This window comes from Neorhizobium sp. DAR64862/K0K3, assembly GCF_050500185.1.
Taxonomy (GTDB): domain Bacteria; phylum Pseudomonadota; class Alphaproteobacteria; order Rhizobiales; family Rhizobiaceae; genus Neorhizobium; species Neorhizobium soli.
In genome coordinates, this window is the sequence record NZ_CP191449.1 from 1,573,344 (window position 1) to 1,592,811 (window position 19,468).

The 19,468-nt window shown below is 58.3% G+C and carries 21 protein-coding genes and 2 tRNA genes; 9 read left to right on the forward strand and 14 right to left on the reverse strand.

What is annotated here, in order from left to right:
* Position 1 precedes the first annotated feature (1 nt).
* Positions 2-1,207, forward strand: coding sequence for a GNAT family N-acetyltransferase (locus ACQY1L_RS07625; RefSeq protein WP_430243636.1), 1,206 nt, complete (start codon positions 2-4; stop codon positions 1,205-1,207).
* Positions 1,208-1,233: 26 nt separating this feature from the next.
* Positions 1,234-1,665, forward strand: a complete 432-nt coding sequence (locus ACQY1L_RS07630; RefSeq protein ID WP_430243637.1) for an HIT family protein — start codon at positions 1,234-1,236, stop codon at positions 1,663-1,665.
* On the opposite strand, the gene ACQY1L_RS07635 is transcribed toward ACQY1L_RS07630, so the two are convergent.
* From ACQY1L_RS07635 to ACQY1L_RS07665, 7 genes are all read right to left on the reverse strand, one after another.
* Positions 1,666-2,007, reverse strand: a complete 342-nt coding sequence (locus tag ACQY1L_RS07635; protein ID WP_062457341.1) for an AzlD domain-containing protein — start codon at positions 2,005-2,007, stop codon at positions 1,666-1,668.
* Entirely contained in the window at positions 2,004-2,747 is a 744-nt protein-coding gene (locus tag ACQY1L_RS07640; protein WP_062580406.1) for an AzlC family ABC transporter permease, read from the reverse strand. The genes ACQY1L_RS07635 and ACQY1L_RS07640 overlap by 4 nt, the downstream gene beginning before the upstream one ends.
* Before the next feature lie 92 nt (positions 2,748-2,839).
* Positions 2,840-5,377 (reverse strand): ATP-dependent Clp protease ATP-binding subunit ClpA, encoded by a 2,538-nt coding sequence (clpA, locus tag ACQY1L_RS07645; RefSeq protein ID WP_113110938.1) that lies wholly within the window; start codon positions 5,375-5,377, stop codon positions 2,840-2,842.
* Positions 5,378-5,387: 10 nt separating this feature from the next.
* On the reverse strand, positions 5,388-5,741 hold the full coding sequence (gene clpS, locus ACQY1L_RS07650; protein WP_062457349.1) for an ATP-dependent Clp protease adapter ClpS: 354 nt from the start codon (positions 5,739-5,741) through the stop codon (positions 5,388-5,390).
* Between the two features lie 409 nt (positions 5,742-6,150).
* Positions 6,151-6,354, reverse strand: a complete 204-nt coding sequence (locus tag ACQY1L_RS07655) for a DUF3126 family protein (protein ID WP_062457352.1) — start codon at positions 6,352-6,354, stop codon at positions 6,151-6,153.
* A gap of 134 nt (positions 6,355-6,488) precedes the next feature.
* Positions 6,489-7,331: a serine O-acetyltransferase gene (gene cysE / locus ACQY1L_RS07660; RefSeq protein WP_430243640.1), complete on the reverse strand. Its 843-nt coding sequence runs from the start codon at positions 7,329-7,331 to the stop codon at positions 6,489-6,491.
* A gap of 134 nt (positions 7,332-7,465) precedes the next feature.
* Positions 7,466-8,245, reverse strand: a complete 780-nt coding sequence (locus ACQY1L_RS07665; RefSeq protein WP_430243642.1) for an alpha/beta fold hydrolase — start codon at positions 8,243-8,245, stop codon at positions 7,466-7,468.
* 162 nt (positions 8,246-8,407) lie between these two features.
* On the opposite strand from ACQY1L_RS07665, the gene ACQY1L_RS07670 reads away from it, so the two are divergent.
* The gene (locus tag ACQY1L_RS07670) at positions 8,408-8,653 is read left to right on the forward strand and encodes a zinc-finger domain-containing protein (protein WP_062580399.1); all 246 of its coding nucleotides are present in this window, start codon (positions 8,408-8,410) and stop codon (positions 8,651-8,653) included.
* Positions 8,654-8,666: 13 nt separating this feature from the next.
* Entirely contained in the window at positions 8,667-9,830 is a 1,164-nt protein-coding gene (locus ACQY1L_RS07675; RefSeq protein WP_430243644.1) for an FAD-dependent monooxygenase, read from the forward strand.
* A gap of 16 nt (positions 9,831-9,846) precedes the next feature.
* On the opposite strand, the gene ACQY1L_RS07680 is transcribed toward ACQY1L_RS07675, so the two are convergent.
* Entirely contained in the window at positions 9,847-11,040 is a 1,194-nt protein-coding gene (locus tag ACQY1L_RS07680) for a cystathionine beta-lyase (protein ID WP_430243646.1), read from the reverse strand.
* 350 nt (positions 11,041-11,390) lie between these two features.
* On the opposite strand from ACQY1L_RS07680, the gene ACQY1L_RS07685 reads away from it, so the two are divergent.
* From ACQY1L_RS07685 to ACQY1L_RS07700, 4 genes are all read left to right on the forward strand, one after another.
* Positions 11,391-12,413 carry an amino acid ABC transporter substrate-binding protein gene (locus ACQY1L_RS07685; RefSeq protein WP_062457371.1) on the forward strand — a complete coding sequence of 341 codons (1,023 nt, stop codon included), beginning with the start codon at positions 11,391-11,393 and terminating at the stop codon, positions 12,411-12,413.
* A 119-nt stretch (positions 12,414-12,532) separates the two neighbouring features.
* Positions 12,533-13,726, forward strand: a complete 1,194-nt coding sequence (locus ACQY1L_RS07690; protein WP_062457374.1) for an amino acid ABC transporter permease — start codon at positions 12,533-12,535, stop codon at positions 13,724-13,726.
* Between the two features lie 3 nt (positions 13,727-13,729).
* Positions 13,730-14,887: an amino acid ABC transporter permease gene (locus tag ACQY1L_RS07695; protein ID WP_062580393.1), complete on the forward strand. Its 1,158-nt coding sequence runs from the start codon at positions 13,730-13,732 to the stop codon at positions 14,885-14,887.
* A 14-nt stretch (positions 14,888-14,901) separates the two neighbouring features.
* Positions 14,902-15,675 (forward strand): amino acid ABC transporter ATP-binding protein, encoded by a 774-nt coding sequence (locus tag ACQY1L_RS07700; RefSeq protein WP_430243649.1) that lies wholly within the window; start codon positions 14,902-14,904, stop codon positions 15,673-15,675.
* Between the two features lie 88 nt (positions 15,676-15,763).
* Here the strand turns inward: ACQY1L_RS07700 and ACQY1L_RS07705 are convergent, their stop codons facing one another.
* Positions 15,764-16,432, reverse strand: a complete 669-nt coding sequence (locus ACQY1L_RS07705; RefSeq protein WP_430243651.1) for a hypothetical protein — start codon at positions 16,430-16,432, stop codon at positions 15,764-15,766.
* 604 nt (positions 16,433-17,036) lie between these two features.
* On the opposite strand from ACQY1L_RS07705, the gene ACQY1L_RS07710 reads away from it, so the two are divergent.
* A complete protein-coding gene (locus ACQY1L_RS07710) occupies positions 17,037-17,222 on the forward strand; it encodes a Flp family type IVb pilin (protein WP_062457386.1) in 186 nt (61 codons plus the stop codon).
* Between the two features lie 315 nt (positions 17,223-17,537).
* Here ACQY1L_RS07710 and ACQY1L_RS07715 read toward each other — a convergent pair.
* From ACQY1L_RS07715 to ACQY1L_RS07735, 5 genes are all read right to left on the reverse strand, one after another.
* A tRNA-Arg gene (locus ACQY1L_RS07715) sits at positions 17,538-17,614 on the reverse strand.
* 35 nt (positions 17,615-17,649) lie between these two features.
* Positions 17,650-17,955 (reverse strand): ETC complex I subunit, encoded by a 306-nt coding sequence (locus tag ACQY1L_RS07720; RefSeq protein WP_062458113.1) that lies wholly within the window; start codon positions 17,953-17,955, stop codon positions 17,650-17,652.
* Positions 17,956-18,027: 72 nt separating this feature from the next.
* Positions 18,028-18,104 (reverse strand) — tRNA-Pro (locus ACQY1L_RS07725).
* A 115-nt stretch (positions 18,105-18,219) separates the two neighbouring features.
* Positions 18,220-18,705: a DUF192 domain-containing protein gene (locus tag ACQY1L_RS07730; RefSeq protein WP_062457420.1), complete on the reverse strand. Its 486-nt coding sequence runs from the start codon at positions 18,703-18,705 to the stop codon at positions 18,220-18,222.
* Between the two features lie 8 nt (positions 18,706-18,713).
* Positions 18,714-19,292: a cold-shock protein gene (locus tag ACQY1L_RS07735; protein ID WP_062457423.1), complete on the reverse strand. Its 579-nt coding sequence runs from the start codon at positions 19,290-19,292 to the stop codon at positions 18,714-18,716.
* Positions 19,293-19,468 lie beyond the last annotated feature (176 nt).

The following is a 19,468-nucleotide window of genomic DNA, read 5'->3' on the forward strand; positions in this document are numbered from 1 at the left end:
AATGACCGGCAACCTGACAATCCGCATCGAAAAATCCATTGCCGCGATCAGCCCACAAAGCTGGTCGCGGCTTTCCGGCGCCTCTAAGGAGGCCGATCCCTTAGGGACGTCTTCCGTTCCCTACAATCCGTTCCTGTCACATGCCTTCCTGTCCGCACTGGAGGAATCCGGTTCGGCAACGGCAAAAACAGGCTGGCACGGCCAGCATCTCCTGCTGGAAGATGACAAGGGTAAACTGATCGGCGCCGTGCCCGGCTATCTCAAGAGCCACAGCCAGGGCGAATACGTGTTCGACCATGGCTGGGCCGACGCCTTCGAGCGCGCCGGCGGCCGTTACTACCCCAAACTGCAGTGTGCGGTCCCATTTACACCCGCAACCGGTCCGCGCCTTCTCGTTGCCTCGGGCTTTGATCGCGAGATGGTGCAGACCACGCTCGCGGAAGGTCTCCAGGAAGTGACACGGCAGCTCGGCATATCGTCCGCGCATGTCACCTTCGTGCCGGATGATGAAGTCATCGCTTTCGAAGAGGCTGAATATCTGCACCGAACCGACAAGCAGTTCCACTTCATCAACGACGGTTATGCCGATCACGATGCGTTTCTGGAAACGCTCGCGTCTCGCAAGCGCAAGGCGTTGAAGAAGGAACGGCGAGCCGCGCTCGAGAACGGCATCACGATCGACTGGCTGACAGGCAAGGACCTGACCGAGGACATCTGGGACCAGTTCTACACGTTCTACATGGATACGGGCGGGCGCAAATGGGGCCGGCCGTATCTTACCCGTGCCTTCTATTCGCTGATCGGCGAACGCATGGCAGACGACATTCTTCTGGTCATGGCGAAGCGCGAAGGGCGATACGTCGCGGGTGCGATCAACTTCATTGGCGGCGACGCGCTTTACGGGCGCCACTGGGGCTGTATCGAAGACCATCCCTTCCTGCATTTCGAGGTGTGCTACCATCAGGCGATCGACTATGCGCTTGCGCATGGGCTGAAGCGGGTCGAGGCGGGTGCACAGGGCGAGCACAAGCTTGCGCGCGGTTACCTGCCCGTCACCACCCATTCGATGCATTACATCGCCCATCCCGGCCTTCGCAGCGCGATTGCTGACTACCTGAAGCGAGAGCGGGAGGATGTGGAATACATGAACGAGTACCTCTCCGAGCATAGCCCTTTCCGCAAGGGTGAACGGCAAGAACAAGACTGAGCAGCACCATCAGGGAGACGCCACCGATGACCGGTCACGACTACGATCCGAACAACATCTTCGCCAAGATCCTCAAAGGCGAAATTCCCTGCCACCGCGTCTACGACGACGACGACACGCTCGCCTTCATGGATGTGATGCCGCAGACGCCGGGTCACGTTCTGGTGGTTCCGAAAGCGCCCTCACGCAATTTGCTCGATGCGGATGCGGCGGTGCTTTCGAAGGTCATTCCGGTGATTCAGAAGCTCGCGCGCGCCGTCAAGGATGCGTTTGATGCTGATGGAATTACCATCACGCAGTTTAACGAAGCGCCGGCCGGACAGACCGTCTTTCACCTTCACTTTCATGTCATCCCGCGCTACGAGAACCAGCCGTTGAAGCCGCATACGGGCAAGATGGAGGACAAGGAAGTCCTCGCTGCCAATGCCGAGAAGATCATCGGCGAACTTGGCTTCTGATCAGGGTTGAAGCAGGAGCAGTCCTGCGACGAGAATGGCGATCGGTGTCAGCACGCCGATCGCGACCCGCTTGCCGGTCAGGAGAAACACGGCAAAGCCGATACCAGCCGCTGCAAGCCGCAGCCAGAGTGGCGAGAGCGCCAGCGTTCCCGTCGGGAATACGATCAGCTTTGCCGTCACCGCCATGACCAATGCCGTGGCAACCGCCCTCACCCAGTAGAGCGTTTCGGAATCCTCCTTCAGCCGGTGGCCTGCGATCACGCCGAGCCAGCGCCAGATATCGGTTGCGAGAAATCCCGCGACAGCGATGACGATATAGGTCCAGTACCCGTCGAACATCATGCGGCCCCACGATCAGATCCGCGCTTGCGGCGATAGCGGTCGATCAGATAGGCCACCGTGCCGCCGCCGATCCCAGCCAGAAGCACGTCGAACTGCGGCGCTACCAGCGCCAGCGCCGGTCCTAAGACGATGCCGATCACGAAGGCGATCCGGACGACCGGCTGCGCTGCACTCGCCCAGATCGAGGATATGAAATAGACCGGGGTCAGCATGAACAAGGCACCCGCCACAACAGGCGGAAACTGAGACACGACACCAAAGCTGACGCCGACGATCAGCGCATTGGTGCAGGTCAGCGTGATGCCAAAACCTGCAAAGAAGGCAACCCGGCGCTCTCTCGGCACATGCCGGAGATTGAGGCTCGCAAAGACCCAGGACGTGATGGCGATGAAATGCGAGAGAAACAGGAGAACCGGCAGCGGTGTCTTCTTCGTGCGCATCTCCGGCATGATCGACGCCACCATCGGCATCATCCGGATCGACGACAGCGTCACGGCGAGGAAGGACGCGGCGATGTTGGCGCCGCCCAACATCGAACCCACCAGAATCATCTGGGCCGGCAGGGCCCAGATACCGAGCGTCATCGCGACAGCCTGACCTCGTGTCAGGCCGGCTTCGACCGCAAAGGCGCTGAAACCGACATAGGACGTCATCAGGATCAGAGCCGGCAAGGAGAAGATGCCGCGCATGCCCTTGAGAAACCACGCAAGGCCGCTGCGCTCGGAGCTTTCGGTGGTCATTGGCATGCCCGTAAATGATTGACGTTACGGGACCTACAAAAACGACGATGCCGGGACAAGCCCGGCATCGATTTCTCGGATGGAAAAGAGCGCTACTTGCTCTTTGGGACGCGTGGCACGGTGCTACCCTTGCGGGGCGCGGACTTTGCCGGGGCTTCCTCGGCGATCACGTCGCCATCGTCGACGACATTTGCCTTCGCGGAACCGCCGTCCTTGTCCTTGGCCTTCGGCGCAGACTTCTTCGAAGGCTTTGACTTTGTCGTCTTCGCCTTGATCTCGTCGGCAGCCTCTTCCACTTCCGCTTCAGGCTTTGGCTTTACCCGGGCCGTTTCCGAAATGGACTCCAGAATAAGACCGTCGGTGCCATCTTCCTTTTTGCCAGCCGTGACACGGACGATACCACCCTTGCGAAGCTTGCCAAAAAGGATCTCGTTGGCGAGCGGCTTCTTGATGTATTCCTGGATCACGCGAGACAGAGGCCTTGCGCCCATCTTCTCGTCATAACCCTTTTCCGCCAGCCATGCGATCGCGTCCTCATGCAGATCGAACGTCACGTTACGCTCCGACAGCTGGCTTTCCAGCTGCATCACGAACTTCTGGACGACCTGATGAATAACCGTAGTCGGCAGCGGTGCGAACGGAATGATCGCATCGAGACGGTTGCGGAATTCCGGTGTGAACAGGCGATTGATCGCCTCCTCGTCTTCGCCGGTGCGTCTTGATGATCCAAAGCCAATCGCAGACTTGGCCATCTCGGATGCACCCGCATTCGTCGTCATGATCAAGATGACGTTGCGGAAGTCGATTTTCTTGCCGTTGTGATCGGTCAGCGATCCATGGTCCATCACCTGCAACAGGATGTTGTAGATATCCGGATGCGCCTTCTCGATTTCGTCGAGCAGAACCACGCTGTGCGGGTGCTGATCAACGCCATCGGTCAGAAGACCGCCCTGGTCGAAGCCGACATAGCCGGGAGGTGCGCCAAGCAGTCGCGAGACCGTGTGGCGTTCCATATATTCCGACATGTCGAAACGCAGCATCTCGACGCCGAGCGAGGCGGCAAGCTGCTTCGCGACTTCGGTCTTGCCGACGCCGGTTGGACCGGAGAAGACATAGGAGCCGATCGGCTTGTTCGGCTCGCGCAGACCTGCACGTGCCAGCTTGATCGCGGTCGACAGTGCGTCGATCGCCACGTCCTGGCCGTACACGACGGAACGCAGTTCCTTCTCGAGGTTGGCGAGAACCATCTCGTCATCCTTGGAAACCGTTTTCGCCGGGATGCGGGCCATCGTGGCGATTGTCGCCTCGATTTCCTTTTCCGTGATCAGCTTGCGACGCTTGGAAGCGGGCAGCAGCATCTGGGCTGCACCGGTCTCGTCGATCACGTCGATCGCCTTGTCCGGCAGCTTGCGGTCGGAGATATACCGTGCTGACAGTTCCACCGCCGACTTGATCGCGTCGTTGGTGTAGCGCAGCTTGTGATACTCTTCGAAATACGGCTTCAAGCCTTTCATGATTTCGATCGCATCATCGATCGACGGCTCATTGACGTCGATTTTCTGGAAGCGTCGAACCAGAGCCCGGTCCTTTTCGAAGAACTGGCGGTACTCCTTGTAGGTCGTCGAACCGATGCAGCGGATCTGGCCAGAGGACAGAGCCGGCTTCAGCAGGTTGGACGCATCCATGGCACCGCCCGACGTTGCTCCCGCACCGATGACGGTGTGGATTTCGTCGATGAACAGGACAGCACCTGGAAAATCTTCCAGTTCCTTGACTACCTGCTTCAGACGTTCCTCGAAGTCGCCGCGATAGCGGGTACCTGCAAGCAGGGTGCCCATATCGAGCGAGAAGATCGTGGCATCGGCCAGCGCTTCGGGCACCTTACCCTCGACGATGCGCTTTGCCAGTCCCTCGGCGATCGCAGTTTTGCCAACGCCCGGATCGCCCACATAAAGCGGGTTGTTCTTAGAGCGGCGGCACAGGACCTGGATCGTGCGGTTGACCTCGGAATGACGACCGATCAATGGATCGATACGGCCATTCTTGGCCTTTTCGTTCAGATTGACACAGTATGCCTTGAGGGCATCCTGCTGCTTCTTGCCGGGACCTTCCTCCTCGTTGCGCGAAACAGGCTTGGCGTCTGAATCGGGCTCATCAGCACCACGCGGGGTCCGGGCCTGGGAGGAACCCGGACGCTTGCCGATGCCGTGAGAGATATAGTTGACCGCGTCGTAGCGGGTCATTTCCTGCTCCTGCAGGAAGAAGGCTGCGTGGCTCTCACGTTCTGCGAAGATTGCGACGAGCACGTTTGCTCCGGTCACTTCTTCACGACCGGAGGATTGGACGTGGATCACAGCGCGCTGGATGACGCGTTGAAAGCCGGATGTCGGTTTGGAGTCCTCGTCATAGCCTGTCACCAGGTTTGCGAGTTCATTGTCGACATATTCAGACACGGTTTTGCGGAGCGTATCCAGGTTGACGCTGCATGCTCCCATGACCGCCGCCGCATCGGCGTCGTCGATCAACGCCAGAAGCAGATGTTCGAGTGTGGCATATTCGTGATGCCGCTCGTTCGCGAAGGTCAGTGCCTGGTGCAGAGCCTTTTCAAGACTAGGCGAAAATGTTGGCACGTCGGGTTCCTCACTTCTTTTCCATGACACATTGCAGCGGATGCTGGTGTTGCCGGGCGAAGTCCATGACCTGGGACACCTTGGTTTCCGCTACTTCATAGGTGAAAATTCCGCATTCTCCGACGCCATGGTTATGGACGTGGAGCATGATAATCGTTGCCGCATCGCGGTCCTTCTGGAAAAAACGCTCCAGAATATGGATGACGAACTCCATTGGCGTGTAGTCGTCATTCAGAAGGAGAACGCGGTACAGGTTAGGCCGTTTGGTTTTCGGTTTCGTTCGCGTGATGACGGAGGTTCCGCGGCCCGCGTTGTCTCCGTCGCCGTTCTTTTCATTTTCCATCAAGATCGGCAGTGCGATCATCGTCTTTCATTCCCTAGTCATCCAGCGGCGGTATAGCGAACAACCGGTCGACAGGACTTCAGTCTTGCTAAAGGTAGTTCTTTGGGAAAGGATTTTAAGCCCCCTTTCCCGCTGTGCAATCACTATTCCGCCGAGAGGGGCTCGCGACGAGCCAAAAGTACCACATTCGGCAACTCAAATTCTGCCGCCATACTGACCCAAAAGGCGGGCGGCATCATGGCCATAGCCTCAGACGCTGCAGCTTCATGCGTACGGATCCGACGCGCGAACGGCGATCGCCTGTCGCTCACAATTCCGTCGAAGAGTAGATGCTAATGAAGCTTGCATGCTCGAGGCTTACGTCCAAAACAAAAGAGGCCCACGGAGGGCCTCTCGACAACTTTTCTTGAAAACCAGTCGGATCCTGCGATCAAAGATCGACGTCGAGGATCGCCATGGAGAAATTGTAGGAACGCTCTCCATCTTCGTCATCCAGATAGACGACGCCGAGAAATTCATCACCAAGATAGACTTCGGCAGAATCGTTCTTGCGGGGACGCGCCTTGACGACGATCTGGGGGTTCAGAAGGCGCTTGAAATAGTCGTCGATCTTCTTAATTTCGTCGGGGTTCACGATCTTCTCCGTCAGATTTTGCGATCAAATCGATGCGCTTTTGGCACGGGAGAAAGGCGAAAGTAAAGCCGCCGTTCTCGACACCGCACGACCCTGCCCCGAGTTTTCCTGGAACAAGTAGGTCCGGGCGCGGACTAGTCCTCGGCGCGCAGAAGCTGGTCCATCAGGCGTGCCGGCTCGGAGCAACCCGCGGTCCCGACGACCTTTGCCGGAACACCGGCGACGGTGGATTTCTCCGGAACAGCTTTGAGGACGACGGAGCCCGCCGCCACACGCGAGCAGGCACCAACCTCGATATTGCCGAGGATCTTTGCGCCTGCGCCGATCAGCACGCCGTTGCCGATCTTTGGGTGACGATCTGCGCCCTCCTTACCGGTGCCACCGAGAGTGACCCCATGCAGGATGGAGACATTGTCCCCGATGATCGCGGTTTCGCCGACGACAAGCCCGGTCGCGTGGTCGAGGAAGATCCCCTTACCGATCTGAGCCGCCGGATTGATGTCTGTCTGGAAGACACTTGAGGCGCGGCTTTGCAGATAGAGCGCGAAGTCGCGACGGCCGCGGTAAAACAGCCAGTGCGCCAAGCGATGCGTCTGGATGGCGTGAAATCCCTTGAAGTAGAGGACTGGCTCGACGAAACGCAGGCAGGCAGGGTCGCGGTCATAGACGGCCTGGATATCGACGCGCAGAATAGCACCCCAATCCGGCCATTCGTCCAGCATTTCCATGAATGTCTGCCGCAGCAGGACGGCCTGCAGATCGGGATGATCGAGCCGTTCGCAGATCCGATGAACGACGCATTCTTCCAGCGAACGGTGGTTCAGGACGGTTGAATAGAGGAAGGCGGCCAGCAACGGGTCCTGGTCGATTGCGACGCGTGCTTCCTGCCGCAGCGTGTCCCATATGGGGTCGACGCTAGCGACACTATGGGTCTGGCGAATGTCCTCGGTCTGGCGAACTTCGGTTCTCGCGGCCATGGCCGTCTCCTCTTTGGCGTAAGCCACGATATATAGATTAGATTTACGACAACACCAACGCCGGCGAAATCGCATTTCGTTGATCGTTAATTCAAGGGAACCTGAAGTCTTGCCAATCCGTGGCTGAGCCGGGCTCAGGCCTGCGCCGAGTAAAACTCCAGTACCGCTTTCTTGAAAACCCTGTCACCGACCGCAAGCATGTGGTCACGACCGGGAATATCGAGCGCTGTCGAATTCGGCATCAGATCGGCCAGATCCTGCGGTGAACCCGCGATATCGTCCTTCGTCCCGACGCCGATCAGCGTGGGAACGTCGATCTTGCCCATATCGCTGCGTTCGACCAGATCGCGCGAACCGCGGATACAGGCGGCGAGTGCCTGCTTGTCGCTTTTCGTCTGGTCGGCAAAGGCGCGGAACATACGGCCGCGATCATGGCTGACGCTCTCAAGCGAGGGCGCCAAGAGCGCATCCGCGATCGGATCCCAGTCCCCGACCCCGTCCGTCATGCCGATACCGAGACCGCCGAGCACCAGCGACCGGACCCTGTCCGGATCGTTGAGTGCTGCAAACACCGAGATGCGCGCGCCCATCGAATAGCCGAACAGATGCGCTGCCGGGATGCGCAGGTGATCGAGCAGAGCAACCGAATCCGCTGCCATCACCCAAGGGCGATAGGCGTCCGGATCGGTCGGCTTGTCACTGCCGCCATGGCCGCGGTTATCCATGGCGATCACCCTGTAACCGGCATCGCCGAGCGTCTTTACCCATCCCGGATGCACCCAGTTCACGGTCGCGCTGGAAGCGAAACCGTGGATGAGCAGGACAGGATCGCCTGCCGGATCCCCCTCATCCAGATAGGAGAGGCTCAGGCCGTCATGGCTGAAGGTGGAAAAGGCCGGGGCATTGAGGTTCATCTGGGATATCCTGTTTTGGCGGCGGACCATAAGATATCGGTGCTTGCGATTGAACCCTGAAAGACACCTCGCATCGCGGTTTTTGCACTACACTTTTGAATGCGGCGGCGGTAATGTCCGCGCCAAATCAGACGTGCCCTATTGTACGCATTGGAGACGACCATGGCCGGCCACAGCATTCCCCATTTCCAGAACGACGGCGGTTTCCCGTCGATCCAGATCGGCGTGAAGGAATTCATGTGCACTGGTGCATCCGTTCCTTACGATCATCCGCACATCTTTATCGACATGGGCGACGAAGTCGAAAAAGTCTGCTCCTACTGTTCCACTCTGTACAAATACAACCCTACCCTGAAGGCCGAACAGACCGACCCTCCGGGCTGCGTCTTCAACGTCAAGGCCGCCTGATCGGCAGCCAGAAATGGCTGTCGAGACAGTAGCGATCGTGGGTGCGGGCATGGCGGGTCTCACCGCTGCGCTCGCGTTTGCGCGCCATGGCATCACCTGCGACATCTTCGAGCAGGCGCCTTCCCTTCAGGAAGTCGGCGCTGGGCTCCAGTTGTCGCCGAACGCTTCGCGCGTGCTGAGCAAGCTTGGCGTACTCGGCGATCTGGAACCGTTATGGACCGAGCCGGATGAAGTGCAGCTCGTGTCGGGTCGTTCGCTTCATCGGCTGGCCTATGTGCCATCCGGCCGGTTCGCCCGGCAGCGATGGGGAGCACCTTATGGCGTGATTCACCGGGCAACGCTGCAAGACGCGCTTCTCCACGCCGTGAACGCCAACCCGCTCTGCACGCTTCGGCTGGGCTCGAAGATTGGGAGCGCCGTTCGAGACGAACTGGCGGAGATCTCCGGATGCCACCATGACCTGATCGTCGCCGCAGATGGCGTCTGGTCTGGCATTCGCTCCGCAATTCCCAAAAATCCGGAAGCCGTTTTTTCCAACAGTGTCGCCTGGCGCTTCATGGTTTCCAAGAGCGCGGCACCTTCCTGGCTGAAGCCGAATGCCGTCAGTGCATTTCTCGGACCTTCGGCACACATTGTGGCCTATCCGCTCAAGGAGAAGGATAGTTTCAACATCGTCGCCATCGCGTCCGGCGGCAACACCGGCAATTGCTGGAATACGGAAGCGAGCGCCGCCCAGAAAGACCTGCTGCTGCGTCATTTCAAGGGGTGGCATCCGAGCATAGCCGAAACACTGGCCGCATCCGACAAGCCGACCTTCTGGCCACTCTATCAGGTGACACCGGGCCGTTGGCACAATGGCCGCGATCTTGTTCTGATCGGCGACGCCGCCCATGCGATGCTGCCCTTTGCGGCCCAAGGCGCGGCGATGGCGATCGAAGACGCGTTCATCCTGGCAAACCGCGTGGCCGCCCTGCCCTCGCTCACACAGGCGCTATCAGCCTACGAGACCGAACGGGCCGGTCGCGTCGCCAAGGTGCGAGCACGCGGGGAATTCAACCGCTTTGCCTACCATGCGCGCGGCCCGCTGAAGCTCGGTCGCAACTTTGTTCTCTCAATGCGTCCGCCGCAATCGCTCGCGGCGGATCTGGATTGGCTCTACGCTTTCGACGCCGAGTAGCGTCGAGGTTGAGCGATCAGACCGCGGCCGCCGCGGCAAACCCCGCTTCAAGATCTTTCTTGAGATCAGGCACGTCTTCGAGACCGATCTGAAGCCTGATGACTGCACCCTCGGTGGGCTGCTTGCGGATGGTGCGGTCGGAAAGATTTACGACCAGAGCAAGGCTTTCGTATCCTCCCCAGGAGTAACCGAGGCCGAAAAAGCTCAGGGCATCGAGGAAGGCGTGCGCCTTGGCCTTTGCCCTCTCAGGCTCGGCCTGCAGCACGAAGGAGAAGATCCCGCTCGATCCCTTGAAGTCACGCTTCCAGATCTCGTGGCCAGGAAAGCTTGGCAATGCTGGGTGCAGGACGCGCGCAACGCCGTCGCGGCCTTCCAGCCACTGGGCGATTTCAAGGGCGCTTTTTTGATGCTGGTCCAGCCGCAGACCCATCGTTCTCAAGCCACGCAGGATCAGGTAGGAATCTTCCGGCGCACCGCAGATGCCCATTGCAATCCGCGCCGCCTCAAGTGCCGGAAAGTGCTTCGCATTGGCCGACACCGAACCCATGACGATATCCGAATGCCCCGACGGGTACTTCGTGGTCGCATGGATCGAAACGTCGGCGCCGAAGTCGAGCGGACGAAAATAAAGCGGTGTCGCCCAGGTGTTGTCCAGCGTCACCACGACGTCTGCGGAATAGGCGTGCACAGCGTCCGTGATTGCGCGGATGTCCTGCATCTCGAACGTATTGGAGCCGGGCGCTTCCGTATGAACGAGTTTGGTGTTCGGCCTCATCAGCTTGGTGATGTCTGCCCCGATCTCCGGATCATAGTACTCGACGTCGATCCCCAGTCTCGTGAGCATCGTGTCACAGAAAGTCCGGCAGGGCGTGTAGACCGAGTCGACGATCAGCGCGTGATCGCCAGATGACAGGTAAGCCAGGAACGGGATTGAGATCGCAGCCAGTCCCGATGGAACGAGGATCGTACCCGCAGAACCCTCGAGTTGGTCGAACGCAGCGCACAGGGCGTCCGTCGTCGGGGTCGCGCGGGTTCCATAGGTGTATGGCTGGCTGCGCTTTTCCATCGCTTCGGCATTCGGGAAAAGGACCGTGGAACCTTTGACGACAGGCGGGTTGACGAAGCCATGATACGCGCGTGGATCGTTTCCGATATGCGCAAGGCGCGTATTCTGACCCGCTTCTTCGATCAGTTTATCTTTCTGGGACATGTCCGGAATGCACTTTCGTTGACAATGGTGCCAGTTTTGCCGCCGCCCTCCAGGCTGGTCAACCCCGCTGCCCAATTCCAAGTACCGGTGCAATATTAGCATGCTCGTTCGGTATAAAAACCGCCACAACTCGCACACGACTTGAGCATTTGCCCAGCGCGTAGGCGGTAAAGTCTAATACACCGTAATTTGGACGCAATTTGAACGGGTGGCCCTTGACCCTGCCTTCGTTTCCGAATGAGATATAAACACCCGCGCCGGGAGGTCAGCGGGGGACCGGTCGTATTCATAAAATCAGGGGAACGGCCTGTGTCGAGAGATCACACAAAACAACAGATAAGGTTGGGAAAATGAAAAAGACGCTTTTGTCTGCCGCGTTTGGCGCAGCGGTCCTTGGCTTTGCCTCGGCAGCTTCCGCGGCCACGCTTGATGATGTCAAGGCGAAGGGCTTCGTTCAGTGCGGCGTCAACACCGGTCTGGCCGGCTTCGCGCAGCCGGATTCGGCCGGCGCTTGGAAAGGCTTCGACGTCGATTTCTGCAAGGCCGTCGCAGCTGCGGTTTTCGGTGATGCAACGAAGGTGAAGTACACGCCGACCACGGCCCAGAGCCGCTTCACGGCACTGCAGTCGGGTGAAGTCGACGTGCTCGCACGTAACACCACCTGGACCATCAGCCGCGATACCGCGCTCGGTTTCAACTTCCGCTACGTCAACTACTACGACGGCCAGGGCTTCATGGTTCCGAAGAGCCTGAACGTGAAGTCGGCGCTTGAACTGTCCGGCGCTGCCGTCTGCGTTCAGTCGGGCACGACAACCGAACTCAACCTCGCCGACTACTTCAAGTCCAACAACCTCCAGTACAACCCGGTCGTCTTCGAAAAGCTCGAAGAAGTAAACGCCGCCTACCAGGCCGGCCGTTGCGACGTCTACACGACGGACCAGTCGGGCCTTTATGCAACGCGTCTCGCGCTGTCGAACCCTGACGAACACGTCATTCTTCCGGAAATCATCTCCAAGGAGCCGCTTGGCCCAGCCGTTCGCCAGGGCGACGACAAGTGGTTCGATATCGTTTCGTGGACAGGCTACGCCCTGGTTCAGGCCGAAGAATTCGGCATCACCCAGGCCAATATCGACGAGATGAAGAACTCGACCAACCCGGATATCCGCCGCTTCCTCGGCACCGAGAAGGACACCAAGGTCGGTACCGATCTCGGCCTGACCAACGAATGGGCCTACAACATCGTCAAGGGCGTCGGTAACTACGGCGACGTCTTCGAGCGCAATATCGGTTCCGGCAGCCCGCTGAAGATCGCACGTGGCCTGAATGCTCTGTGGAGCAAGGGTGGCCTGCAGTTCGCACCGCCGATCCGTTAATCGACTGATAGACTGACGTCTCGCAGGGTGGCTCCGTCCGCCCTGCGAGACATTCTCCACGATCAATAAGAATCAAAAACAATAAGGGCCCACAACGGGCCACAGGGGATTGGCAAAGCATGACGGACAACTCGATCCGTGCGCCTGCGACTAAGCGCGCGTCCACGTCACTCATTTACGATCCAAAAGCGCGGAGCATCTTCTTCCAGGTGCTGACGCTGGTCATTCTCGTTGCGCTCGTCTGGTCGATCGCACACAATGTCAGTGTCAACCTTGCCCGCAGCAACACCGCCACAGGATTTGGCTTCCTCGCTGGTCGCTCAGGCTTCGATATCGGGCAATCCCTGATCGCCTACACGAGCGACTCGACCTATGGCAGGGCGATCCTGGTCGGCTTCCTCAACACGATGATGGTCGCTGTCACCGGCATCATCACGGCAACCATCGTCGGCTTCATCATCGGTATCGGTCGCCTGTCGAAAAACTGGCTGATCGCCAAGCTCTGCACCGTCTATGTCGAGGTGTTCAGAAACATTCCGCCGCTGCTGGTCATTTTCTTCTGGTATTCCGGCGTTCTCGCCATTCTGCCGCAGCCGCGTGATGCTATCCAGGGCCCGCTCTCGACCTTCCTCAGCAACCGTGGCCTGACCTTTCCGGCAACGATCTGGGGCGAAGGCGCGTGGATCCTTCCGGTTGCCATTCTCGTCGGCATCGTTGTCGCGTTCGTCTTCCGCACGTGGTCGGTCAAGCGCCAGATGGCAACCGGGCAGCAATTGCCCAACGGCTGGATCTCCGCCGCCATCATCATCGGTCTGCCGCTTCTCGGATTCATCGCCATGGGTTCGCCGCTGACCTTCGACTATCCCGTCGAAGGTCGTTTCAATCTTTCCGGCGGCGCCAATATCCGTCCGGAATTTGTGGCGCTATATCTGGCGCTTTCGCTCTACACGGCTGCGTTTATCGCGGAAATCATCCGAGCCGGCATCAAGGGCGTCGGCAAGGGACAGACGGAAGCTGCCGCTGCACTCGGCGTCCAGCCGGGCAAGATCACCAGACTGGTTGTCGTACCGCAGGCTTTCCGCATCATCATTCCACCGCTGACAAGCCAGTATCTCAACCTGACCAAAAACTCGTCTCTCGGCGTTGCAATCGGTTTTCCCGAACTGTTTTCGACCGGGAGCACCTCACTCAACCAGACCGGTCAGGCTGTCGAGATGATCACGATCATGCTCACCATCTATCTAAGCATCAGCATCGCGACATCGCTGTTCATGAACTGGTTCAACGCCAAGATGGCTCTGGTGGAGAGATAAGACATGTCTACACACAAGCTCTCTTACGTTCGCAATGACATGATTGCACCGGAACCGCCGCCGGTCAGCGCCAGTTCGGCAAGCGGCTGGATCCGGACCAATCTCCTGGCAACGCCAAAGGATGTGGTGCTGACCATCGTCGCCATCGCATTGCTGGCTTTCGCCCTGCCCGGCATCATCAACTGGCTGTTCATCAATGCGAGTTGGGTCGGTGCCGATCGCTCGGTCTGCGCCACCGTCGTCCAGGGCGGCACCCAGCCGGATGGCTGGAAAGGCGCATGCTGGGCGTTTGTCGGTGACCGGTTCCAGCAGTTCATGTTCGGCCGCTACCCGATCGAGGAGCGCTGGCGCGTCATGCTGGTCGGGTTCATGCTGATCGTGCTGCTCGTGCCTCTCCTCATTCCGAAACTGCCGTACAAGGCGCTGAACGCCGTTCTGCTGTTTCTCGTCTACCCGGTCGTCTCGTTCTTCCTCATGCATGGCAATGTTCTTGGCCTGCAGCGGGTCGAGACCCCGCTCTGGGGCGGCATGATGGTGACGCTGATCCTCTCCTTCGTCGGCATCGCGGTCTCCTTCCCCGTCGGCATCCTTTTGGCGCTCGGACGGCGTTCCAACATGCGCGTATTGAAGACGCTCTGCGTCGTCTTCATCGAGGTGATCCGCGGCGTACCGCTTGTCATGGTTCTCTTCATGGCAAACGTGATGCTGCCGCTGTTCCTGCCCACCGGCTGGAGCATCGATAACTTCCTGCGCGCCGTGATCGGTGTGTCGCTGTTTGCCTCCGCCTATATGGCAGAAGTCATTCGTGGCGGCCTGCAGGCTATTCCGAAAGGTCAGGGCGAAGGTGCCGATTCGCTCGGCCTCAGCTACTGGCAGAAAACCCGCCTGATCGTCCTTCCACAGGCGATCAAGCTCGTGATCCCTGGCATCGTCAACACCTTCATCGGCCTGTTCAAGGATACGTCGCTCGTTGCCATCATCGGCATGTTCGACCTCTTGAACATCATCAGGCTCAACTTTACGGATACGACCTGGATCACGCCCATGACGCCGCTTACCGGCCTCGTGTTCGCTGGTCTTATCTACTGGATCTTCTGCTTCGGCATGTCACGCTATTCCGCCTTCATGGAACGGCATCTCGATACCGGCCACAAGCGATAACAAGGGGAAAAACAATGGCTGACGCCCAACCCAAAAACCTCACCGTCTCCTCCACGGATGTCGCTGTCGAGATCATCGGCATGAACAAGTGGTATGGCGATTTTCACGTGCTGCGCGATATCAACCTCAAGGTGATGAAAGGCGAACGCATCGTCATCGCCGGGCCGTCAGGCTCGGGAAAATCGACGATGATCCGCTGTATCAACCGCCTCGAGGAACATCAGTCGGGCAGCATTGTCGTCGACAATATCGAACTCACCAACGATCTGAAAAAGATCGACGAAGTGCGGCGAGAAGTCGGAATGGTGTTCCAGCACTTCAACCTCTTCCCGCACCTGACGATCCTTGAGAACTGCACGCTTGCCCCGATCTGGGTTCGCAAGATGCCGAAGAAGGAAGCCGAGGAAGTGGCGATGCACTACCTCAAGCGTGTCAAGATCCCGGAACAGGCCCACAAATATCCGGGCCAGCTTTCCGGCGGCCAGCAGCAGCGCGTGGCGATTGCCCGCTCGCTGTGCATGAAGCCGAAGATCATGCTGTTCGACGAACCGACCTCGGCCCTCGACCCTGAAATGGTCAAGGAAGTGCTCGATACGATGGTCGGACTTGCCGAAGAAGGCATGACGATGATGTGCGTTACCCACGAAATGGGCTTTGCACGCCAGGTCGCCAACCGCGTCATCTTCATGGACCAGGGACAGATCGTCGAGCAGAATTCGCCCGCAGAATTCTTCGACAATCCGCAGCATGAACGCACACGATTGTTCCTCAGCCAGATCCTGCACTAGGCAGGCTGTGCTCTGAGAATGACCAGCAAAAGAAAAGGGGCGCCGCGAGCGCCCCTTTTTTATTGATCGATCGCTTATCTTCTCGCGATCACCAATGAAACGAATAGCGCGCATTGACGCTTGTGACAGCGGATTCCGCGTCCGAATAGCGATCGAACGAGCCGCTCACGGTCAGGCTGTCGCCCAACTTCTGCTCCAGACCCAGACCCGCGCCGCCGATGCGGAACGTATCGGCCGCAGTGGCGCGTACGACGATGGCAGTGCCGGTGTTCGACCTCGACAGCTTGACGGTCTGGTTGGCGTCCAGGCCGCTCCAGTCCTGAGTGAGGCCGTTGTAGCGCATGACGTAGCTCGCATTGCGCTCGACATCGATCGTCGACGTGACGATCTGCGTTTGGTGGTAGTTCATGCTGACGGCGGCCGTTTCGGCCAATCCGTCGTAATCGATCCCGATCTTGCGTTCGACCTCGTAAGCGGGCCTCTGGATCGACTTCATCTTCATGCTGCCCCACAGCCGGAGCGGCGTGTTCATCGACCCATCCTTCTTCGCATCGACACCGACGTTAAAGCCCGCCTCGGGCTCCAGCTCTGTCGGCAACCTGAAGCCAAGCTTGACGGAATAGCTTCTGTCCGAATTCTTGACGGGCTGCCAGATGAGCGGCCTGTCCGCCGCATGGGCGCTCGATGCCGAAAACGGGCCGACCGCAAAGATTGCTGCAACCAGCGCGACGCCGCCGGCCAATAGACTTCTGTTCATTTGATCCCCACTCGAAGGCTCAAGACAATGTTGAGGCGCAAGCAACCGCGAGATCACCTGGAAAACCCGTTTCAATGCGATGGAGGCGAGTTTGTCAGACCCAAAGGTCCGTTTTCGCCACGTGCCTTCCCCTGCCGATGCAACGGAACTGACCGCCGCGAATATACGCTCGAATTAGGCAGCTTCGAATCGATTTTGCGGCTGAAATGCGATTGCGGGATCACGATCGGTTTCCCGAAGATGTGAACTCCCGCTGTTGCTGCATCGCAACATGACGTGGTGAGGCTGGGTACGCGGAGGAAGGAATGGTAGGGCCTACCCCACTGCAACGCTGGCACCAGGAGTACCGGTGGCAGCATGCTAGGCCCGGTTTGGTCATGAGCACGCGTTATCCTACAATGACAGGATCAAGTTCGACCGGGTCGCCGGCGGGCGATGAGCACACGTGGGGATTCACGGAAACAACTTCTTAACCATTCAGAACTCACATTAGCCAATAGGAACATATTAACCGATCCTGTTAACGCAACACTCTTTTGACTTTCAGTAAAAGAACAACACGTCGGGACGACTTGTCCCACGGCACGAATCAAGGAGGATTTGCATGTCGGTTTTTGCACGCTTTATGAAGGATGAGTCTGGCGCCACTGCCATCGAATACGGGCTTATCGCCGCTCTTATCTCTGTCGCGCTGATCGCTGGTGCACAGACGCTCGGCGGTGCACTAAGTACGCAATTCACGAACCTCAGCAAGAAGTTGAATTGCGGCGGCGCTGCTACCACTTGCTGATCGCTGGCATTGCGAGATGCAACCAAGTCGGGTCATGAGTTAACGTCGTTGCACGATTGGCCGGCAGGTAGTCTCACTCAAGTATTCGCCTGAGGTCTTCACCCCAGGTTAACATCCAGATCGTACCCAAAAGCTCGGACGCCATCTCTTGGTTCCAGCACTCAACTTGCCGAACAATGGGACCTCCATTGTTCGGTTTTTTGTTGCCGTCACGCCAGAGATTCTTGGTCTCTATATCCAGCTCCGAAGCAGCGCTTTGCTCAAGGCGATATTCCTCCGCTCAAGCGGCAGTCGCAATTTTTTGGGAGATGGTTTTGGCGACCCCTGCAGGATTCGAACCTGCGACCACCTGCTTAGAAGGCAGGTGCTCTATCCAGCTGAGCTAAGGGGCCTGCTAAGACGCTTCTAACAGAACGCACACAGGATGTCAGTGCGTCCAGGGCTGCGAGCGATTGAAGCGGAAATTGTCGGTGTATGAAGCAGCTTGACGCGCGGGTTCTTTCGGCTGAACGACGCGGTATTCGATGCCTTCGCGCTTGGCATAGGCTTCGGCAAGTTCCTGACTTTCAAAGGTCAGGCGCACTTGCTGCTTCATGTCTCCGGAAGATGTATAGCCAAGGATCGGATCGATCCGGCGTGGCTCTTCCTGGTCGAATTCGAGGAGCCAGAGATGCGTCTTGGCTTTGCCAGATTGCATTGCAGTTTTTGCGGGACGATAGATCTTGGCCGTCATGAACTGAAACATCCGACTTTTGCTAGCGTGACGCTTGGGCAACTGCTGAGCGCGACGCTCTTTTGAAGGCAATGGTCGGAGTGGAGAGATTCGAACTCCCGACCCTCTGGTCCCAAACCAGATGCGCTACCAGACTGCGCTACACTCCGTTCCTTACAAGAATGCGAGATACACGGTTCCCTACCAGCCCGCAACTGCAAAAAGTGGATTTTCCCAATTGTTCGAACTGTCTAGCGAACTAACTGTGGGAAAGCGGCCAAACACCTATCCTGCGTTGCCGATCCGTTTGGAAACCACCTTGTCACCAACCTTGATTCCGAGCGCTTTCGTCCGACCGGCATTCAGTTCGAGGACAAATTTTACCGGTCCCCGCGAATCGATCACGTCACGAGAGTAAGGAACCGCATTTTCGCGGATATGAGAGACCGTCCCGTCGCCCTCGATGAACAGCATATCGAGCGGCAGGATGGTGTTTTCCATCCACATGGAAACACGGCGTGTCTCGCCGAAGTCGAACAGCATGCCGTGATCGTCAGGCATTTCCTTGCGGTACATCAGGCCCTGCGAGCGCTGCTGGTCCGTCAGAGCGAGCTCAATCACAAAGGCATGGGTCTTGCCCGCTGCCGTGCGGATCGACAGCTCATCTTTTGGAAAGATGACCTGCTGGGCTGCGGCAGCGTAGGCGACAAACAGAAAAAGCGCCGCAAGGGCGCCTTTTGCAAAGGGCGTGATCCGCCCGAATGACTGCATTCTCAACATCAATGTGACCGGCTTACAGGGTTGGGATTGTCGGGATGAATTTCGGCTGCCATCAAGCCCTTGTCGCCAGGTCCGAACCGGACCAGCACGGTCTGGCCGGGACGGAGCTCTGTCAGTCCGTAGCGGCGCAGCGTTTCCATGTGGACAAAAATATCTTCGGTCCCCTCACCGCGGCTCAGGAATCCAAAGCCCTTGGTGCGGTTGAACCATTTCACCAGTGCCCGTTCGAGGCCGCTCGTTGGCGTGACCTGAACATGGGTGCGAACCGGCGGCAACTGCGAGGGATGAACTGCGGTCGACTGATCCATGGAAAGAATGCGGAAGGCCTGATAGCCGCGGTCGCGCTTCTGGATCATCGCGACGATACGGGTTCCTTCAAGGATGGTCTGGTATCCATCGCGCCTCAGGCAGGTCACATGCAGAAGCACATCCTGCATACCGTTGTCGGGCACAATGAAGCCGAACCCCTTCGCAACATCGAACCACTTGACCACACCCGTAATTTCGATGAGCTCGACCGGATCGCCCGCGAATTCCTCGTATTCGGCTACGCCTTTCAACGATATCCTGTCTGCCATATCCTATCGGCCCCTCGATTACGCGTTACGACATGACGGTGGAAGTGATTCTTCGCGCCTAGATTAACATCCCGTTAACCCTCCAGTGCAAGTCCCCGTCTGGACTTTATCAGCATCTTTCTACGGCTGACGGCTTGCCCCAGGCTTGCTGACCTCCTGCAATGCACCATATCCGC

Coding starts and splice junctions, on each gene's coding strand:
- ACQY1L_RS07625 (WP_430243636.1), top strand. CDS start 2: ATGACCGGCAACCTGACAATCCGCATCGAAAAATCCATTGCCGCGATC.
- ACQY1L_RS07630 (WP_430243637.1), top strand. CDS start 1,234: ATGACCGGTCACGACTACGATCCGAACAACATCTTCGCCAAGATCCTC.
- ACQY1L_RS07635 (WP_062457341.1), bottom strand. CDS start 2,007: ATGATGTTCGACGGGTACTGGACCTATATCGTCATCGCTGTCGCGGGA.
- ACQY1L_RS07640 (WP_062580406.1), bottom strand. CDS start 2,747: ATGACCACCGAAAGCTCCGAGCGCAGCGGCCTTGCGTGGTTTCTCAAG.
- clpS (WP_062457349.1), bottom strand. CDS start 5,741: ATGATCGCACTGCCGATCTTGATGGAAAATGAAAAGAACGGCGACGGA.
- cysE (WP_430243640.1), bottom strand. CDS start 7,331: ATGGCCGCGAGAACCGAAGTTCGCCAGACCGAGGACATTCGCCAGACC.
- ACQY1L_RS07665 (WP_430243642.1), bottom strand. CDS start 8,245: ATGAACCTCAATGCCCCGGCCTTTTCCACCTTCAGCCATGACGGCCTG.
- ACQY1L_RS07670 (WP_062580399.1), top strand. CDS start 8,408: ATGGCCGGCCACAGCATTCCCCATTTCCAGAACGACGGCGGTTTCCCG.
- ACQY1L_RS07675 (WP_430243644.1), top strand. CDS start 8,667: ATGGCTGTCGAGACAGTAGCGATCGTGGGTGCGGGCATGGCGGGTCTC.
- ACQY1L_RS07680 (WP_430243646.1), bottom strand. CDS start 11,040: ATGTCCCAGAAAGATAAACTGATCGAAGAAGCGGGTCAGAATACGCGC.
- ACQY1L_RS07685 (WP_062457371.1), top strand. CDS start 11,391: ATGAAAAAGACGCTTTTGTCTGCCGCGTTTGGCGCAGCGGTCCTTGGC.
- ACQY1L_RS07690 (WP_062457374.1), top strand. CDS start 12,533: ATGACGGACAACTCGATCCGTGCGCCTGCGACTAAGCGCGCGTCCACG.
- ACQY1L_RS07695 (WP_062580393.1), top strand. CDS start 13,730: ATGTCTACACACAAGCTCTCTTACGTTCGCAATGACATGATTGCACCG.
- ACQY1L_RS07700 (WP_430243649.1), top strand. CDS start 14,902: ATGGCTGACGCCCAACCCAAAAACCTCACCGTCTCCTCCACGGATGTC.
- ACQY1L_RS07705 (WP_430243651.1), bottom strand. CDS start 16,432: ATGAACAGAAGTCTATTGGCCGGCGGCGTCGCGCTGGTTGCAGCAATC.
- ACQY1L_RS07710 (WP_062457386.1), top strand. CDS start 17,037: ATGTCGGTTTTTGCACGCTTTATGAAGGATGAGTCTGGCGCCACTGCC.
- ACQY1L_RS07720 (WP_062458113.1), bottom strand. CDS start 17,955: ATGACGGCCAAGATCTATCGTCCCGCAAAAACTGCAATGCAATCTGGC.
- ACQY1L_RS07730 (WP_062457420.1), bottom strand. CDS start 18,705: ATGCAGTCATTCGGGCGGATCACGCCCTTTGCAAAAGGCGCCCTTGCG.
- ACQY1L_RS07735 (WP_062457423.1), bottom strand. CDS start 19,292: ATGGCAGACAGGATATCGTTGAAAGGCGTAGCCGAATACGAGGAATTC.